Genomic DNA, 16,556 nt, shown 5'->3' with positions numbered 1-16,556 from the left:
GTCAGCCGGACCACCGAATTCAGGAATTCTGCTTCATGTCCCTCCCCCCCAAGAACAGCGCCAAACAGCGTGAACACGACAGAGCCCGCATCCTTACGCTGCTGCTGGCCGATGACGCCCTCACCGAGAGCCTGCTCGACCCGCAAGGGGAGCAGGACGCAGAGCTTCGGGACCAGACCAGCGAGCTGACCCGGCTGGTCAACAGCCTGCCCGCCGCCGATATCGCCGATGCGCTGGAATCCCTGCCGCCGGACGAGCGCCATGTGCTGTGGCAGCAGGTGGATGCAGACAAGCACGGCCAGATCCTGGTGGAGGCGTCGGAGACGGTGTGGGACAGCCTCATCAGCGGCATGAGCGACAAAGAACTCCTGCACGCCCTGAGCACCCTCGACATCGACGACCAGATCTACCTGGGTCAGTACCTGCCCCGCAACCTGATGGGACGGCTGCTCACCTCCATGGCGCCGATGGACAGGGACAAGGTGCGCGAGGTGATCCGCTACGGCAAGCACACGGTCGGCGCCATGATGGACTTCGAGCTCATCACGGTGCGGCCCGACGTGACCCTGGCCACCGTCCAGCGCTATCTGCGCCTGCGCGGCAAGATCCCAGAGAACACCGACAAGCTGTTTGTCACCGATCGGCGCAACCGGCTGCAGGGGGAGCTGCCCCTCACCGCCGTGCTGCTGCACAAGCCCGAAACCCTGGTGAGCAACGCGATGGAGAAGGATCCGGTCACCTTCGATCCGGAAGACAACGACGAGGCCGCCGCCCGCACCTTCGAGCGGGACGACCTGGTCTCCGCCGCCGTGGTGGATGCCAGGGGCAAGCTGATGGGACGGCTCACCGTCGCCGAGGTGGTGGACCTGGTCTATGAAGAGAGCGACACCGACCTGCGCCGCATGGGGGGGATCAGCGAGGAAGAAGACGTGTTCGCCCCCGTCTCCAAGGCGGTCAAGACCCGCTGGGCCTGGCTCGCCATCAACCTCTGCACCGCCTTCGTGGCATCGCGGGTGATCGGCCTGTTCGAGCACACCATCTCCCAGCTGGTGGCGCTGGCGGCCCTGATGCCCATCGTCGCCGGGATCGGCGGCAACACCGGCAACCAGACCATCACCATGATAGTGCGGGCGCTGGCGCTGCAGCACATCCAGACAGGCAACGTCTCCTTCCTGCTGTGGCGCGAGCTGGGGGTGGCCCTGATCAACGGCCTGGTGTGGGGCGGCATCATGGGCATCGCCACCTTCCTGCTCTATCAGGATGCGGCGCTGGGAGGCGTGATGACGCTCGCCATGATCCTCAACCTGCTGGTGGCGGCCCTGATGGGGGTCATCATCCCCATGACCATGAGCCGGCTGGGGCGCGACCCGGCGGTGGGGGCCAGCGTGATGATCACCGCCATCACCGACACCGGCGGCTTCTTCATCTTCCTGGGGCTGGCGACCCTGTTCCTGCTCTAGGGCCCGAGGCTGACCGTCTGCGGCGCCTGCCATGACGCGGGGCCGCTTTCGCGCAAAAACGGCATTTCCCGCCACTGGGCAAGGAATAGTCGTTGAAATGCCAACCCCACTCCTTATACTGGATCCACCTGTTTCCAGCGGTGGATCTGACACAATGGAATACAACACTTCAGAACTGTGCGACATCTATCAGGACATGGTGGATGTACTCGAACCCATGCTCTGCTCCTTCGGCGGCCGCGCCTCTTTCGGCGGCGTCATCACCACGGTCAAATGCTTCGAATCAAACGGCCTGATCCGTGAACTCGTCAAAGAGAACGGCGTTGGTCGCGTGCTGTTGATCGACGGTGGCGGCTCCATGCGGCGTGCCCTGATCGACAGCGAGATCGCCACCACGGCGGCGGAAAATGAGTGGGAAGGGATCGTCTGCTACGGTTGCGTCCGTGAGGTCGATATCCTGGAAGATCTCGACATCGGTATTCAGGCCCTGGCGGCCATTCCGGTGGGCGCCGACAGCAAGGATATCGGGGAAACCGATCTGCCGGTCAACTTCGGCGGCGTCACCTTCCTGCCGGATGACCACCTCTATGCTGATACCACAGGGGTGATCCTCTCCCCCGATGCCCTCGACATCGAGTAAACAGCGCTGAGTGAAAATGGGAGCCCTGGCTCCCATTTTTTATGCCCGCTGATGGCGGAAAAGACGCAAAAAAAAGAGGGCCAGTAAACTACTGGCCCCTTAACTGGAAGCAATGTGAGCAATGTCGTGCCTTCACAAGAAGTCCATCACGTTGGAACAAATGAAGTCTTTCCCGGAAAACAAGTTAACAATAATCATTCTCATTTAACTATGCAAGCCTTATTTGCGAAGATCGCAAAAAAATTGACCACCCATGGGGGTGGTCAATCTCATCAGGCTTGTCGCGTAGCAGCTTGCAGGCCAGCCAATCCGGCCTCCCCCACCAGCTTGCGGCTGAGATAGCGCAGCAGCACACCGTAAAGCGGCACAAACAACCCCAGACTTATCAGCAACTTGAATACGTAATCTACGGTCGCGATCTCGACCCAGTGCTCGGCCATGAAGGGATCCGTGCTGCGCCAGAAGGCGATGCTGAAGAAGGCGATGGTATCCACCAGATTGCCGAACAGGGTGGAGGCCGCCGGTGCCACCCACCAGGCTTTCAGCAGGCGCAGGCGGTTGAACACCACCACATCCATGAACTGGCCCACCAGATAGGCCATAAAGCTGGCTAACGCGATCCGGGCAACAAAGAGATTGAACTCGGCCAGATTGCCCACCCCCTGGAAGCTCCCTTCGAAGAAGAGCACCGAGAGCACGTAGGACACGGTCAATGCCGGCAGCATCACGGTCTGGATGATCTTGCGCGCCAGGCCTGCGCCGAAGATCCGCACCGTCAGATCGGTGGCCAGGAAAATGAACGGGAAGCTGAAGGCACCCCAGGTGGTGTGGAAGCCAAAGATGGTGATCGGCAGCTGCACCAGGTAGTTGCTGCTGGCAATGATCAGGATGTGGAACAATGAGAGACGCATCAGTGCCGTCTGGTACTGAGCCGGAGTCAGGTTCATATTGTGACCTTTTTGGTTAATGGGGTTAGGGAACCCATATCGCCACCATGGCGATAATCAAGGGGCGAGATTATACGCCCCCAAATTGATAGTTCAATCTTTATGCGGTTATCTCAAGGGATTGACTCGCATCGCACGCCAAGCTCACTCCCGGGACTGCCGAGCCAGCCAGAGCAGCGCCTCCGCGTCGTCCGGCTGCACCGCCGCCAGCCAGCAGCCGCTGTAATGTTCGTACTCGAGCCGAAAGCAGCTGCCTTCAAACTCCAGCAGCCAGCTGTGGCGATCCGCCCCCCACTCCCGCTCGAGTGCCGCCAGCTCCCACTCCTGCAACAGGGCCTCTGCCAGAGTCGGGAAGCTGTCCCAGTCAAGGCCCGGGCAGGTCAGCATCACCACCCCGGCTTCCCTGTCTATCTGCGTGATACGCCAGTTCATCTGCGGCTCCTCAACTGCTGCACGAGAGCTCGCCCCCGCAATACCAGCCCGGATGCGGGGTGGCGAGATCCTCGTATTCGGGTTGGTCATCATAGGGGTGCTGCAGGGCCGCAAACAGCCGCTCGAACGGCGCCATGTCGCCCCGTTCAGCCGCCTCTATCACCTGCTGGGCCAGGGCGTTGCGCAGCACATACTTGGGATTGACCGCGTCCATCTGCCCCTTGCGCACACCATCCACGCTCCCTTCCCGGGCGAGGCGTGCCCGATAGGCCTCAAGCCACCCCTGCCAGACGGCAGGATCGGGCAACAGGGCCAGCAGGCTGGCGGGCCAGTCACCCTGAGCGGTCAATTCCCCCAGCCGTCGCAGGAAGAGGTGGTAATCCACCTTGTGCGCCGCCAGCAGCCGGAACAACTCGCGGAACAGCGCCGGATCGTCGTCTTCCCACACCGCCAGCCCCAGCTTGGCGCGCATCAGCTCGGAGTAGTGCAACATCAGCTGGTGCTCGTACTGGGCCAGGGCCGACGCGAGCGCGTCGCCATCCACATGGCCGGCCAGCGCCTGTGCCAGCTTCTGCAGGTTCCAGTAGCCGACCGCAGGCTGCTGATCCAGCGCATAGCGACCATCCGGATCCGAGTGGTTGCAGACGAAGTCCGGCACATAGGCGTCGATGAAACCGTAGGGGCCGTAATCCAGGGTCAGCCCGAGCAGGGACATGTTGTCGGTGTTCATCACCCCGTGACAGAACCCCGCCGCCTGCCACTTGGCGATGAGCCGCGCGGTGCGGCGCACTACTTCGGCAAACAGCTCGGCGCCATCGGCCAGCTCGGGGAAGTGGTAACGCCGCGCATAGTCGATGAGGGCCGGGATCTTTTCCCCCTGCCCGCTCCAGGCGAAATACTCGAAGTGACCGAAGCGCAGATGGCTCGGCGCGGTGCGCAGCACGGTCGCCCCGCTCTCCACCTGCTCCCGGTAGACAGGCTCGTCACTGCCCAGCAGCACCAGAGCCCGGGTGGTGGGAATGCCGAGGGCATGCAGCGCCTCGGAAGCCAGGTACTCGCGAATGCTGGATCGCAGCACGGCACGGCCGTCGCCGAAGCGGGAGAATGGCGTCTTGCCCGCCCCTTTGAGGTGCAGGTCCCAGCGGCTGCCATCCGGCGCCAGCTGCTCCCCCAGCAGCAGGGCGCGGCCATCCCCGAGGCGCGGGCTGTAACCGCCGAACTGGTGGCCCGCATAGACCTGGGCCACCGGCTGCATGCCCGGCAGAGGCTGCCCCTGGCCGCAACAGGCGAGCCACTGCGCCTCGCTCACCTCCCCGAGCCCCAGCTCACCAAGCAGCGCACGGTTCAGATGCAGCAATCTGGGGCCATGCAGCGGCTGCGGGGCAACAGGCTCGCAAGCCCAGGGGAGTTCGGTGGCAAAAGTGTTGATCAACTTCATGGTGATGGGGGTTGTCCCTGCGTATGCTCGTGTCACTCTTTATACCGCCGTCGGCTCGTCGAGGCTAACAGGCGATCACGATTATTCATTTCAAGGAGAAGACGATGCAAAAGTGGGTCTATACCCTGCCCCTGCTGGCGCTTGCCTGGGGCCATCAGGCCAAGGCGGCCGACATAGACGCAGGCAAGGCCAAATCCGTGGTCTGTGCCGCCTGTCATGGCGCGGATGGCAAGGCGAGCGTCCCGACCTACCCCCACCTCGCGGGCCAGAACCAGGCCTATCTGCTCAAGCAGATGAAGGCGTTCAAGGAGGGTTCCCGTACCGAGCCACTGATGGTTCCCTTCATGGCGATGCTGACCGAGGCGGACATGGAGAATCTGGCGGCCTATTACGCCAACCTCAAATAATGCATGGCGCCGACCAACGGGCGCCTTTCCACTGTTTGTTGTGCCAGCCTACCGGCCTGGGCCTGCTGCGGTCGATGACAAGGTCTACCAGGGCCGACCCTACCGGCGGCAGTAGTCGATGATCAGGTCCATAAAGGCCTCACCGAAGCGCTCCAGCTTGCGGTGACCGACACCGTTGACCGCCAGCATTTCCTCCTCGGTCATCGGCATGAGCTGCGCCATCTCCACCAGAGTCGCATCGTTGAACACCACATAAGGCGGCACCTCTTCATCCTCGGCGATCTGCTTGCGCAGGGCGCGCAGCTCCTTGAACAGCCGCTTGTCGTAGTTGGCGTTGTCGAGCAGCCCGTTGCGCTTCTCCTTGCGGCTGGAGATGGGCTGCAGGCGGGGGACTGCCAGTTCCAGCTTCATCTCGCCACGCAGCACGGGTCGAGCCGCTTCGGTCAGCTGCAACACCAGATTGCGGGTGATGTTCTGGGTCAGCAACCCCTTGTGGATCAGCTGGCGGATGACGCTCATCCAGTATTCGTGGCTCTGATCCTTGCCGATGCCGTAGGTCGACAGCTTGTCGTGACCGTGATCCTTGATGCGCTGGTTCAGCGATCCGCGCAGCACCTCCACCACATAACCCACCCCGAAATTCTGTCCCACCCGCCAGACACAGGAGAGCGCCTTCTGGGCGTCTTCGGTGCCGTCATAACTCTGGGGCGGATCGAGGCAGATGTCGCAGTTGCCGCACGGCTTGTCGTTGTACTCGCCGAAGTAGTTGAGCAGCACCTGACGGCGGCAGGTCTGCGCCTCGGCGAAGGCCGCCATCACGTTGAGCTTGTACTGCTCCACCTGCAACTGCTGGGGGTTTTCGATGTTGTCGAGCAGCCGGCGCACCCTACCGATGTCGGCGGGATCGTAGAGCAGCAGCGCCTCAGCGGGAGTGCCGTCACGCCCGGCGCGGCCGGTTTCCTGATAGTAGGATTCGATGTTCTTCGGGATGTCGTAGTGCACCACGAAGCGCACGTTGGGCTTGTCGATGCCCATGCCAAACGCCACCGTCGCCACCACGATCTCGATGTCATCCTTGAGGAAGGCTTCCTGGGTCTGCTGGCGCAGCTCCAGCGGCAGCCCTGCATGATAGGGTGCCGCCTTGCAGCCGTGGCGGGAGAGCCGCTCGGCCACCTCCTCCACCCGGTTGCGGCTGGAGCAGTAGACGATACCGCAGTTGCCCTTCTGGCTCTGCACGTAGCGCAGCAGCTGCTCGGCCGCCTTGAACTTTTCCACCAGGCTGTAGCGGATATTGGGCCGATCGAAGCTGGCGGTGTGGATGAAGGGATCGTTCAGTTCCAGCCGGTGCAGCATGTCGCTGCGGGTCGCCTCGTCGGCGGTGGCGGTGAGCGCCACCACGGGCACCTGGGGGAACCACTGCTTGAGCCGTCCCAGCGCCGCATATTCCGGCCGAAAATCGTGCCCCCACTGGGAGACGCAGTGCGCCTCGTCGATGGCGAACAGGCCGAGGGGCAGCTCCGCCAACCGGTCCATGAACTCGTGCTGCAGCAAACGCTCGGGGGAAACATAAACCAGCTTGATCTCGCCCCGGCGCATGGCGGCAAAGTTCTGGATCATCTCTTCCCGGCTCAGAGCCGAGTTGATGTAGACCGCCGCCACGCCGTTGGCACGCAGGGTGTCGACCTGATCCTTCATCAGCGAGATGAGGGGGGAGACCACCACCCCGAGCCCGGGTCGCAGCAGCGCCGGGATCTGGTAGCAGAGCGACTTGCCGCCGCCGGTGGGTTTGAGCACCAAGGCATCGCGCCCCGCCACTATCTGCTCGATGATCTCGAGCTGGCCCGGCCGAAACTGCTGATAGCCAAACACCGCCTGCAACAGGGCAAGGGGATTCTCTGGCTGAGGGTCAGGCAGGGTTTCGGCAATGACGGTCATGGGCTCTCCTTTGGGGTCGCCATTCTAAAGCAGCCGCCGCCCACAATAAACCTGCCATTGCGAGTGTTAAGGAAGTGTTGCAGACTGGCTGGAGTTTTTACTCGGCTTTGATGACAGGGCGGACTCAAGGAATGAAACAGATGCTCAAGAAGATGGCGCTCAGTGGCATAGCCAACCTGTTCGCCGAAAAGATGCCCTTCAACAAGCTGATCGGCATGCAAGTCACCCACTACGACTTCGATAAAGTGGAGCTGCGCATCAAGATGGAACAGAAGCTCATCGGCAACCCTTTCCACAACATACTGCACGGCGGCGTCACCGCCAGCCTGCTCGACGTGGCGGGCGGCATGATAGTCGCAGCCTCCTGCATCGACGAGCTGGAGGACTTCTCCCCCAGCTATCTCAAGGAGCGCTTCTCGCGACTTGGCACCATCGATCTGCGGGTGGACTATCTTCGTCCCGGTCGCGGCAACGAGTTCATCGCCACCGCCCACATCATCCGGGCAGGCAGCAAGGTCGCAGTCGCCCGCATGGAGCTGCACAACGAAGAGGGCACTCACATCGCCTTCGGCACGGGGACCTACCTCGTCGGCTAATGGTTTTTATTGCATAAAAAGTGCGCTTCTAAGCTGATTTTAATCATTAGAATTCTCACCCCCTCTTCCGCTCAGGGTCCATACTGAAAGTCGGGATTCTGTGCAGAGGGAGGATTGCAGACGATGAGCGCGATACTGGCTACCCAACCATCCAGAGCCTTGCTGACACGACTTGAGGCCATGCGCGAAGAAGTGCAGACCCCAGAGTGCCGTCACTGGTTGGAACAGGAGCTGGAGGGGTATTCTCTCTGTTCACCCCTGCCCTGGTATCGCATCATTGCCTGTCGGCAACGCGGTCACTTCCTGAATCTGAAGACGGGGAAATATCTGACTTGCCATATCGGCAGCCAAACGCTAAGCCAACGCGACCTGGCCCAAGTTCAGTTCATCTATGCCCGTGAACCCGCCGCCCACTATTTACTGCGTCACGATTCCCATATCGAGCCCTGGCCGGAATCACTGCTGGAAGCGTATCGAGAGCAGCTGATCCCTGGTCATCTCTGCCTGCAAGCCTGGCATGAGCCCGTGTCTTCGCTGCGTTCACAACTGATGGAGGGAATAGCACATTTCATTAGTGAGTACCCCAAGCATGCGGCCCTGCAAACCCAACACGGTTTCAAGGCATTGCGGCATCAACACTGGCATATCTGAATGAGCGCCTGGGGCGCAAGGAGGGCACCATCGACAAGACCCATAACGAGATTGTCACAATCTAGAGTGCCGGAGTCAGGATCAGACTCCACCAGTGGGGCCACCGAGCGGTGGCCCTTTTAGTTGGGCAAATGAGGGGGATCGGAGCAGGAGCAGGAGCAGGAGCAGCAATCGACAATGGAAATGTCAGTTTTTCTTCAACAGACCAAATGCGAAAAGGCCGCTCATTGAGCGGCCTTTTCAAATGTGGTCGGTGTGAGAGGATTCGAACCTCCGACCCCTTCGTCCCGAACGAAGTGCGCTACCAAGCTGCGCTACACACCGATGTCTGCGGGGCGAGAATTTACCGAAAGCCCCGACCCGACACAAGCCTTTTTTTGCATTCACTCTAAAAAAATGGCTTTACGCTCAATAATTCAGCGAGTCGCAGCAAAAATCGCCACAAGGTATCTTTCCGCCTGCCTTCAGTCCTGTCGAGGCAACCTGAACTCGGTCGGCCCCAGCAAACGCCGGCTCCAATCCGCCACCACTCCATGTTCCAGCCAATGGGCCGCATGCTGGCGCCAGTTGGGAGAGAGCGCCGGGTTCTCCAGCAGCAGTTGCAGCTCTTCCTCGTTGCGGGCCTGGTTGAACAGGATGTCGGCGGTGCGCTTCACCGTCAGCTCAGGGTAGGGTCTGTCCACCAGTGTCAGCTCCCCCTGCGGATCCACCCTTCCCTCTTCCAGCACCCGCAGCAGCCAGCCACAGCGGCCATTCAGCTGCATCACCTGGGAGAGCTGGCCATAGCCAAAGCGCTGGTTGAGCTTGAAACAGGGGGATCTGGGCTGGCTTATCTGGATCAGCGCCTCCCCAAGTCGATAGACATCGCCGATGCAGGCCTGCGCCTCCGTCAGCCCCGAACCAGAGAGATTCTCGCCAAAGGCGGCAGGCTGCCAGGGTGTGCGTGGTACAGGTAGTCCCAGCGCGGTTTGCCAGGTTTTCCACCAGGCGTAGTGCTCCGCAGGGTAATGGTGCAGGGCCCGATCCGGGCCGCCATGATGGCGTCTGTCGCTCTGCTCATCCCCGCGAAGGCCGAAGAAATCGCACCACAGAGGGGCGTCGGCAGGCTGCTTGTGGATGGCACTGATGAGGCCGGGGGCCTGCTCTGGGTTCAGTTCGGCGCTCTGGCCGATGAAGAGGGAGATCCGCATTCCATTCTCCTGACGGATGGGGGAATGCGGATCTTATCACGGGGCAGGTCAGGCAACTGCCTGCATCTGGGTGGTCATGGCGATCTCGGCGCGACGGCGTTTCTCCGCCCGGGCCATCAGATACCAGCTACCGAAGGTGAACAGGGATACCGACAGCAGGATCAGACTCGCGATGGCGTTGATCTCGGGCTTCACGCCGAGACGCACCGCCGAGAACACTTCCATCGGCAAGGTGGTCGAACCCGGGCCGGAGACGAAGCTCGCCAGCACCAGATCATCCAGCGACAGGGCAAACGACATCATGCCGCCCGCCGCCAGCGACGGGGCGATCATCGGGATGGTGATCAGGAAGAACACCTTCCAGGGCTTGGCTCCCAGGTCCATGGCCGCCTCCTCGATGGAGAGATCCAGCTCCCGCAGCCGCGCCGACACCACGATCGCCACATAGGCGGTACAGAAGGTGGTATGTGCTATCCAGATGGTCAGCATGCCCCGCTCTGCGGGCCAACCCACCAGCTGGGCCATGGCCACGAACAGCAGCAGCAGGGAAAGACCGGTGATCACCTCGGGCATCACCAGCGGCGCCGTCACCATGCCGCCGAACAGGGTCCGGCCACGGAAGTGAGGGATCCGGGTCAGCACGAAGGCCGCCACCGTCCCCAGCGCCACCGCCGCGATGGCGGTGTAGAAGGCGATCTCCAGGGAGCGGAACACGGACCCGATCAACTGTTTGTTGTCGAGCAGGCCGAAGTACCACTTGAGCGACCAGCCTCCCCACACCGTCACCAGCTTGGAGGCGTTGAAGGAGTAGATGACCATGATGATCATGGGCAGGTAGATGAACAGCAGACCCAGCCACAGCATCAGCTTGGCAAAACCGAAACGTCTCATGCCTTGCCCTCCAGCTCTTTGGCCTGGTTGCGGTTGAACAGGATGATGGGAATGATCAGCACCGCCAGCATCACCACCGCCAGGGCGGAGGCCACCGGCCAGTCACGGTTGTTGAAGAACTCCTGCCACAACACCTTGCCGATCATCAGGGTCTCCGGACCACCCAGCATCTCGGGGATGACGAACTCGCCCACCACCGGGATGAAGACCAGCATGCAACCGGCGATGATGCCGTTCTTGGAGAGTGGCACCGTGATCTGCCAGAACCGGGTCAGGTTGCGGGCACCCAGATCGGAGGCCGCCTCCAGCAGGCTCTGGTCGTGCTTGACCAGGTTGGCGTAGAGCGGCAGCACCATGAACGGCAGGTAGGAGTAAACGATGCCGATATAGACCGCCAGGTTGGTATTGAGGATCTGCAGCGGTTCGTCGATCACCCCGATGCCTAGCAGGACACTGTTGAGCAGGCCGTTGTTGCTGAGGATCCCCATCCAGGCGTATACCCGGATCAGGATCGCCGTCCAGGTCGGCATCATGATGAGCAGCAGCAGAACGGTCTGGGTCTCCTTGTTGGCCCGCGAAATGGCGTAAGCCATGGGATAGCCGATCAGCAGGCAGAGCAGGGTGCTGACCAGGGCTATCTTGAGGGACCCCAGATAAGCCGCGATGTAGAGCTCATCCTCCTGCAGCAGCAGGTAGTTGCCCAGGTTGAGCAGTATGGTGAGCTGATTGTCTGCCCAGCTCACCACGTCCGTGTAGGGCGGGATGGCCACGTCCGCTTCGGCGAAGCTGATCTTCACGACGATGATGAAGGGCAGCAGGAAGAAGAGGAACAGCCAGAAGAAGGGGATGCCGATGACCAGCTGCCGCCCTCCCACCTGTTTGAGTCGTCTCAATGCCTTCATGATTGCAGCACCACGCCGCTGTCATCTTCCCAGTAGAGGAACACCTGGTCATCCCAGGTCGGCCGTTTGCCGTGGCGTTCGGCATTGGCGATGAAAGCCTGAACGATTTTGCCCGAGGGCAACTGGATGTGATACACGGAATGGCCGCCCAGATAGGCGATGTCATAAACCTCGCCCTTGGTCCAGTTGAAGTCCGGATGCTCGATCTCTTCCGGCTTTTGCAGGCTCATCAGCAGTTTTTCCGGACGCAGGGCATAGGTGACCTTCTTGTTCTCCGCCCGGGAGCTGATGCCGTGACCCACATAGATGGGCTGCTCCAGATCCGCACAGGCGATGATGGCGTGGTCCTGCTCATCCTCCACCAGCAGGCCGTCAAACAGGTTGACGTTGCCGATGAACTCGCACACCAGCCGGCTGGCCGGGGTTTCGTAGATGTCCATCGGGCTGCCGATCTGCTCGATGCAACCGAGGTGCATGATGGCGATCCGCTCGGCCATGGTCATGGCTTCTTCCTGATCGTGGGTCACCATGACGCAGGTCACGCCGACCCGCTCGATGATCTCGACCAGCTCGAGCTGCATGGTGGAGCGCAGCTTCTTGTCCAGCGCCCCCATGGGCTCGTCCAGCAACAGCAGCTTGGGACGCTTGGCCAGGGAACGGGCCAGGGCCACCCGCTGACGCTGACCACCGGAGAGCTGGTGCGGCTTGCGGCGGGCGTACTGGGTCATCTGCACCAGCTTGAGCATCTCTTCCACCCGGGCATCGATCTCCGCCTTGGGCAGGCCATCCTGCTTGAGGCCGAAGGCGATGTTCTGGGCCACCGTCATGTGGGGGAACAGGGCGTAGGACTGGAACATCATGTTGATGGGGCGTTCATAGGGCGGCATGTCGGTAATGTCGACGCCGTCGAGGAACAGCCGTCCTTCCGTGGGTCGCTCGAACCCGGCCAGCATCCGCAGCAAGGTGGACTTGCCGGAGCCGGACCCACCCAGCAGGGCGAAGATCTCGCCCTTGTGGATGTTGAGAGACACGTTGTCGACCGCCAGCGTTTCGTCGAACTGCTTGCTTACCCTGTCTATTTTGACCAGCACTTCTTTACGCTGCTGGCTGCCCTCGAGGGCTTTCTTGTAGGCACTGGAGGCTATCGCCATTACCAAACTCCCAAAGGTGATTCCGGCCTGGGCCGATCCATCAATACAATCTGGCGCCCCGGGATGGGCGCCAAGGTTAGGTTCCGGATTTGATCTTGGTCCAACTCCGGGTGATCAGGCGCTGCACTGAGCGGGGATGTGCTTCCTGCACATACAGACGCTCAAGCACCGCCTGGGGGGGATAGACTGACTCGTCCTCGCGCACGGCCTTGTCCATGAACTCTCCCGCCTTGATGTTCGGGTTCGCGTAACCCACATAGTCGCTCACCTTGGCGATGACCTGCGGTTCGAGAATGTAGTTGATCAGGGCGTGAGCCTCTTTCACGTTGGTGGCATCGGCCGGGATCGCCATCATGTCGAACCAGAGATTGCCACCCTCCTTGGGGATGCTGTAGGCAATCTTGATCCCCTTGCCCGCCTCCTCGGCCCGGGACGCCGCCTGCAGGATGTCGCCGGAGAACCCGGCCGCCACGCAGATGTTGCCGTTGGCGAGGTCACCAATGTACTTGGAGGAGTGGAAGTAGGCCACATAGGGGCGCACCTTGAGCAGCTGCTCTTCGGCCCGCTTGATGTCCGCCGGCTCATGGCTGTTGGGGTTAAGCCCCAGGTAGTTGAGGGCAGCCGGGATCATCTCATCCGCCGAATCGAGGAAGGCTACGCCGCAATGGGAGAGCTTCTTCATGTTTTCCGGCTCGAAAATGGTCGCCCAGGAGTCAATCTTGTCGACACCCAGTACTTCCTTGATCTTGTCGACGTTGTAACCGATGCCGTTGGTGCCCCAGAGGTAGGGCACGGCGTACTGATGGCCCGGATCCACCTTCTCGAGCTGCTTGAGCAGCAAGGGATCCAGGTTGCTCAGGTTTGGCAGCAGGGTGAGGTCCAGCTTCTGGAAGGCCCCCGCCTTGATCTGCTTGGCCAGGAAATTGTTGGAGGGCACGACCAGATCGTAGCCGGTGCGTCCGGTCAGCAGCTTGCCTTCCAGCGTCTCGTTGGAGTCAAACACGTCGTAGACGGTCTTGATCCCGGTCTTCTGCTGAAAGTCACTGAGGGTGGTCTCGCCGATATAATCGGACCAGTTGTAAAAATGAACCACAGGGGCTGCCTGGGTCAGATTTGCAAACCCCAGGGTCAGGGCCAGCGTTGCCATCTTGGTCATGTGCACTTATCAGTCCTCATTTGTGTGATTTTGCCAGTCGCGCATCCATACGCGCCGTCCAACCTGTCGGGTGGTCACCACCCTCCCGGCCGAACTGCGGACCGGGAGGGGTACTCGTCACTCTTACTTGCCTGACTTGATCTTGGTCCAGCTGCGGGTCATCAGACGCTGCACCTTGGCCGGCAGATCCGGGAAGGTGTAGATCTTCTTGAGGGTATCCGGCGTCGGGTAGATACCCGGGTCGGTACGGATCGCCTCGTCCACCAGCGGCGTGGCCGCCTTGTTGCCGTTCGGGAACTGCACCACGTTGGTGATGTTCGCGATCACGTCCGGCTTCATCAGGTAATTGATGAAGGTGTGGGCCGCCTCGACGTTCTTGGCATCCGCCGGGATGGCGATCATGTCGAAGAAGCTGCCTGCCCCCTCTTTCGGAATGGTGTAAGTCAGGCTGACACCGTTCTTGGCCTCGGCGGCACGCGCCTTGGACTGCTGCAGGTCACCGGAGTAACCCACTGCCACGCACAGGTTGCCGTTGGCCAGATCCGAAATGTACTTGGAGGAGTGGAAATAGGCGGTATAGGGACGGATGGAGAGGAACAGCTCCTCTGCCTTCTTCAGCTCGTCCGGCTTCTGGCTGTCCGGCTTGAAGCCCAGGTATTGCAGGGCGGCCGGCAGCATTTCGGTCGGCGAGTCGAGGAAGGAGACACCGCACTCCTTCAGCTTGGCCATGTTCTCCGGCTTGAACACCAGATCCCAGGAGTTGACCGGCGCATCGGCCCCCAGCACGGCCTTCACCTTCTCGGCGTTGTAGGCATAGCCGATGGTGCCCCACAGGTAAGGGATGGAGTATTGGTTGCCCGGATCGCTCGGTTCGAGCGCCTTGAGCAGGTCGACGTCCAGGTTCTGCCAGTTGGAGAGTTTGGACTTGTCCAGCTTCTGGAAGACACCTGCCTTGATCTGCTTGGCCAGGAAGGGGTTGGACGGTACGACGATGTCATAGCCCGACTTGCCTGCCAGCAACTTGGCTTCCAGCACTTCATTGCTGTCGAACACGTCGTAGACCACCTTGATGCCCGTCTCCTTCTGGAAGTTTTCCAGCGTATCCGGCGCGATATAGTCGCTCCAGTTGTAGACGTGCAGCACCTTCTCGTCGGCCATCGCCCCGGTACTCATCATGACCAGCGCCACGGAAGCAGCCATCATTCCCTTTTTAAAAGACATAGTCCTTGTCTCCTAAGCAAATTGTATGCGTAAGCCAACCTGCCCGGTTCCCGCCTATTCCCGCAGCTTTGCAGCCGTCAGGTCCAGACTGAGCCTGGCCAGTTTGACCAATTCATCCACCTGTTCCTCGGTGATCACCAAGGGGGGCGATATGATCATGGTATCGCCGACAGCCCTCATCACCAAGCCATTGTTAAAACAGAACTCCCGACAGGTCATCCCGGCATGGAGCTCGGCCGGGAAGCGACGTTTCGTCTGCTTGTCCTGCACTATTTCCAGCGCGGCGACCAGGCCTTTTCCACGGGTTTCCCCCACCAGCGGATGGTCCGCCAGCTCAGCCCAGCGGCGCTGCAAATAGGGGCCGATACTATCATGAACTCGCTTAACTATGCTCTCCCTTTGCATAAGCTGGATGTTGGCAATGGCCACGGCGCAGGCGACCGGATGACCGGAATAGGTGAAGCCATGGTTGAACTCCCCCCCCTCTTCCACCAGCACCCTGGCGACCCTGTCCCCCACCATCACGGCGCCCATCGGCAGATAGCCCGAAGTGATGCCCTTGGCCAGGCACATGAGGTCCGGTTTGATGCCAAAACCTTCACTGGCAAACCAGTGGCCGGTGCGGCCAAAGCCGCAGATCACCTCGTCGGCGATGAGCAGGATGCCGTACTGGTCGCAGATGCGCTGGATCTCGGGCCAGTAGCTCTCGGGTGGAATGATGACCCCCCCCGCACCCTGGATAGGCTCGCCGATGAAGGCGGCCACCTTGTCCACCCCCAGTGCCAGGATCTTCTCTTCCAGCTGGCGGGCACGGGCCAGACCGAACTCGTGGGCGCTCATGCCCTCTCCCTCACCGAAGTGATAGGGCTGGTCGATGTGGACTATGCCCGGAATGGGCAAGCCGCCCTGGGCGTGCATCCCCTTCATGCCCCCCAGACTGGCCCCCGCCACGGTGGAGCCGTGATAGGCATTGTGGCGGCTGATGATCACCTGCTTGTCAGGTTGTCCCTTGCTGGCCCAGTAGTGGCGCACCATGCGCAGCACGGTGTCGTTGCACTCGGAACCCGAACCGGTGAAGAAGACGTGGTTGAGGTGGGAAGGCGTGATCTCGGCCAGCAGGGTGGCCAGCTCGGCAGCAGGGGGGTGGCTGGTCTGGAAGAAGAGGTTGTAGTAGGGCAGCTGCTGCATCTGGCGAGTGGCGGCATCCACCAGCTCCTGACGGCCGTAGCCCATGTTGACGCACCACAGACCCGCCATCCCGTCCAGAATGCGCTTGCCTTCGGAGTCTTCCAGATAGACGCCTTCGGCCTTGGTGATGATGCGACTGCCCTTCTTGTTCAGGGCCTGAAAATCGGTAAACGGATGCAGATGATGGCTGGCTTCCAGTTGCTGCCACTCACGGGTGGTGTGCTGCATTGCTTGCTCCTCGGTTCCTTCGATTCGGCGAATCTTGTCGCCATTCATGAGGGCACGGATGGCCTGCCCGGTCACTGCCATTCACGGGGCTGGCACTCTCTTGCCTGCTCGATGCCTTTCCAT

16 protein-coding genes and 1 tRNA gene are annotated in these 16,556 nt (G+C 61.1%); 5 read left to right on the top strand and 12 right to left on the bottom strand.

Going from position 1 to position 16,556, the window contains the following annotated elements:
- Positions 1–35 precede the first annotated feature (35 nt).
- On the top strand, positions 36–1,460 hold the full coding sequence (mgtE, locus tag BN1120_RS13320) for a magnesium transporter (RefSeq protein ID WP_042016447.1): 1,425 nt from the start codon (positions 36–38) through the stop codon (positions 1,458–1,460).
- Positions 1,461–1,614: 154 nt separating this feature from the next.
- A complete protein-coding gene (gene rraA, locus BN1120_RS13315; RefSeq protein ID WP_010676045.1) occupies positions 1,615–2,100 on the top strand; it encodes a ribonuclease E activity regulator RraA in 486 nt (161 codons plus the stop codon).
- 272 nt (positions 2,101–2,372) lie between these two features.
- Here rraA and BN1120_RS13310 read toward each other — a convergent pair whose 3' ends face one another.
- The 3 genes from BN1120_RS13310 to BN1120_RS13300 form a co-directional block, all read right to left on the bottom strand.
- Positions 2,373–3,047 (bottom strand): 7-cyano-7-deazaguanine/7-aminomethyl-7-deazaguanine transporter, encoded by a 675-nt coding sequence (locus BN1120_RS13310; protein ID WP_010676046.1) that lies wholly within the window; start codon positions 3,045–3,047, stop codon positions 2,373–2,375.
- A gap of 144 nt (positions 3,048–3,191) precedes the next feature.
- Entirely contained in the window at positions 3,192–3,479 is a 288-nt protein-coding gene (locus BN1120_RS13305; protein ID WP_041214245.1) for a DUF3630 family protein, read from the bottom strand.
- A gap of 10 nt (positions 3,480–3,489) precedes the next feature.
- Positions 3,490–4,917 carry a protein adenylyltransferase SelO gene (locus tag BN1120_RS13300; protein WP_042016445.1) on the bottom strand — a complete coding sequence of 476 codons (1,428 nt, stop codon included), beginning with the start codon at positions 4,915–4,917 and terminating at the stop codon, positions 3,490–3,492.
- Positions 4,918–5,021: 104 nt separating this feature from the next.
- Between BN1120_RS13300 and BN1120_RS13295 the strand changes: the two genes are divergently transcribed.
- Complete coding sequence (locus BN1120_RS13295; RefSeq protein WP_041211966.1) at positions 5,022–5,324, top strand: c-type cytochrome; 303 nt, start codon at positions 5,022–5,024, stop codon at positions 5,322–5,324.
- 99 nt (positions 5,325–5,423) lie between these two features.
- Here the strand turns inward: BN1120_RS13295 and recQ are convergent, their stop codons facing one another.
- A complete protein-coding gene (gene recQ, locus BN1120_RS13290) occupies positions 5,424–7,259 on the bottom strand; it encodes an ATP-dependent DNA helicase RecQ (protein ID WP_039039660.1) in 1,836 nt (611 codons plus the stop codon).
- 131 nt (positions 7,260–7,390) lie between these two features.
- On the opposite strand from recQ, the gene BN1120_RS13285 reads away from it, so the two are divergent.
- Both BN1120_RS13285 and BN1120_RS13280 read left to right on the top strand, forming a co-directional pair.
- Complete coding sequence (locus BN1120_RS13285; RefSeq protein ID WP_039039661.1) at positions 7,391–7,855, top strand: thioesterase family protein; 465 nt, start codon at positions 7,391–7,393, stop codon at positions 7,853–7,855.
- 123 nt (positions 7,856–7,978) lie between these two features.
- Positions 7,979–8,506, top strand: a complete 528-nt coding sequence (locus tag BN1120_RS13280) for an AbiTii domain-containing protein (RefSeq protein WP_010676052.1) — start codon at positions 7,979–7,981, stop codon at positions 8,504–8,506.
- A gap of 247 nt (positions 8,507–8,753) precedes the next feature.
- On the opposite strand, the gene BN1120_RS13275 is transcribed toward BN1120_RS13280, so the two are convergent.
- The 8 genes from BN1120_RS13275 to BN1120_RS13240 form a co-directional block, all read right to left on the bottom strand.
- A tRNA-Pro gene (locus BN1120_RS13275) sits at positions 8,754–8,830 on the bottom strand.
- Positions 8,831–8,970: 140 nt separating this feature from the next.
- Positions 8,971–9,696 (bottom strand): MOSC domain-containing protein, encoded by a 726-nt coding sequence (locus BN1120_RS13270; protein WP_039039662.1) that lies wholly within the window; start codon positions 9,694–9,696, stop codon positions 8,971–8,973.
- A 48-nt stretch (positions 9,697–9,744) separates the two neighbouring features.
- Positions 9,745–10,587: an ABC transporter permease subunit gene (locus tag BN1120_RS13265; RefSeq protein WP_010676054.1), complete on the bottom strand. Its 843-nt coding sequence runs from the start codon at positions 10,585–10,587 to the stop codon at positions 9,745–9,747.
- Entirely contained in the window at positions 10,584–11,489 is a 906-nt protein-coding gene (locus BN1120_RS13260; RefSeq protein ID WP_010676055.1) for an ABC transporter permease subunit, read from the bottom strand. Before BN1120_RS13260 ends, BN1120_RS13265 begins: the two co-directional genes overlap by 4 nt.
- The gene (potA, locus tag BN1120_RS13255) at positions 11,486–12,640 is read right to left on the bottom strand and encodes a polyamine ABC transporter ATP-binding protein (RefSeq protein ID WP_010676056.1); all 1,155 of its coding nucleotides are present in this window, start codon (positions 12,638–12,640) and stop codon (positions 11,486–11,488) included. Before potA ends, BN1120_RS13260 begins: the two co-directional genes overlap by 4 nt.
- Positions 12,641–12,716: 76 nt before the next feature.
- Positions 12,717–13,796, bottom strand: coding sequence for a polyamine ABC transporter substrate-binding protein (locus BN1120_RS13250; protein WP_010676057.1), 1,080 nt, complete (start codon positions 13,794–13,796; stop codon positions 12,717–12,719).
- Between the two features lie 123 nt (positions 13,797–13,919).
- Positions 13,920–15,017 carry a polyamine ABC transporter substrate-binding protein gene (locus BN1120_RS13245; protein WP_041214238.1) on the bottom strand — a complete coding sequence of 366 codons (1,098 nt, stop codon included), beginning with the start codon at positions 15,015–15,017 and terminating at the stop codon, positions 13,920–13,922.
- A gap of 54 nt (positions 15,018–15,071) precedes the next feature.
- Positions 15,072–16,433, bottom strand: coding sequence for an aspartate aminotransferase family protein (locus tag BN1120_RS13240; protein ID WP_010676059.1), 1,362 nt, complete (start codon positions 16,431–16,433; stop codon positions 15,072–15,074).
- Positions 16,434–16,556: the final 123 nt, after the last annotated feature.

The sequence above is a fragment of the Aeromonas caviae genome (assembly GCF_000819785.1).
Taxonomy (GTDB): Bacteria; Pseudomonadota; Gammaproteobacteria; order Enterobacterales; family Aeromonadaceae; genus Aeromonas; species Aeromonas caviae.
The sequence above is the reverse complement of the archived record's forward strand: the minus strand, read 5'-3'. Positions and strand labels throughout refer to the sequence as shown.

Coding starts and splice junctions, on each gene's coding strand:
- mgtE (WP_042016447.1), top strand. CDS start 36: ATGTCCCTCCCCCCCAAGAACAGCGCCAAACAGCGTGAACACGACAGA.
- BN1120_RS13240 (WP_010676059.1), bottom strand. CDS start 16,433: ATGCAGCACACCACCCGTGAGTGGCAGCAACTGGAAGCCAGCCATCAT.
- recQ (WP_039039660.1), bottom strand. CDS start 7,259: ATGACCGTCATTGCCGAAACCCTGCCTGACCCTCAGCCAGAGAATCCC.
- BN1120_RS13300 (WP_042016445.1), bottom strand. CDS start 4,917: ATGAAGTTGATCAACACTTTTGCCACCGAACTCCCCTGGGCTTGCGAG.
- BN1120_RS13265 (WP_010676054.1), bottom strand. CDS start 10,587: ATGAGACGTTTCGGTTTTGCCAAGCTGATGCTGTGGCTGGGTCTGCTG.
- BN1120_RS13250 (WP_010676057.1), bottom strand. CDS start 13,796: ATGACCAAGATGGCAACGCTGGCCCTGACCCTGGGGTTTGCAAATCTG.
- BN1120_RS13280 (WP_010676052.1), top strand. CDS start 7,979: ATGAGCGCGATACTGGCTACCCAACCATCCAGAGCCTTGCTGACACGA.
- BN1120_RS13245 (WP_041214238.1), bottom strand. CDS start 15,017: ATGTCTTTTAAAAAGGGAATGATGGCTGCTTCCGTGGCGCTGGTCATG.
- BN1120_RS13270 (WP_039039662.1), bottom strand. CDS start 9,696: ATGCGGATCTCCCTCTTCATCGGCCAGAGCGCCGAACTGAACCCAGAG.
- BN1120_RS13305 (WP_041214245.1), bottom strand. CDS start 3,479: ATGAACTGGCGTATCACGCAGATAGACAGGGAAGCCGGGGTGGTGATG.
- potA (WP_010676056.1), bottom strand. CDS start 12,640: ATGGCGATAGCCTCCAGTGCCTACAAGAAAGCCCTCGAGGGCAGCCAG.
- BN1120_RS13310 (WP_010676046.1), bottom strand. CDS start 3,047: ATGAACCTGACTCCGGCTCAGTACCAGACGGCACTGATGCGTCTCTCA.
- rraA (WP_010676045.1), top strand. CDS start 1,615: ATGGAATACAACACTTCAGAACTGTGCGACATCTATCAGGACATGGTG.
- BN1120_RS13260 (WP_010676055.1), bottom strand. CDS start 11,489: ATGAAGGCATTGAGACGACTCAAACAGGTGGGAGGGCGGCAGCTGGTC.
- BN1120_RS13295 (WP_041211966.1), top strand. CDS start 5,022: ATGCAAAAGTGGGTCTATACCCTGCCCCTGCTGGCGCTTGCCTGGGGC.
- BN1120_RS13285 (WP_039039661.1), top strand. CDS start 7,391: ATGAAACAGATGCTCAAGAAGATGGCGCTCAGTGGCATAGCCAACCTG.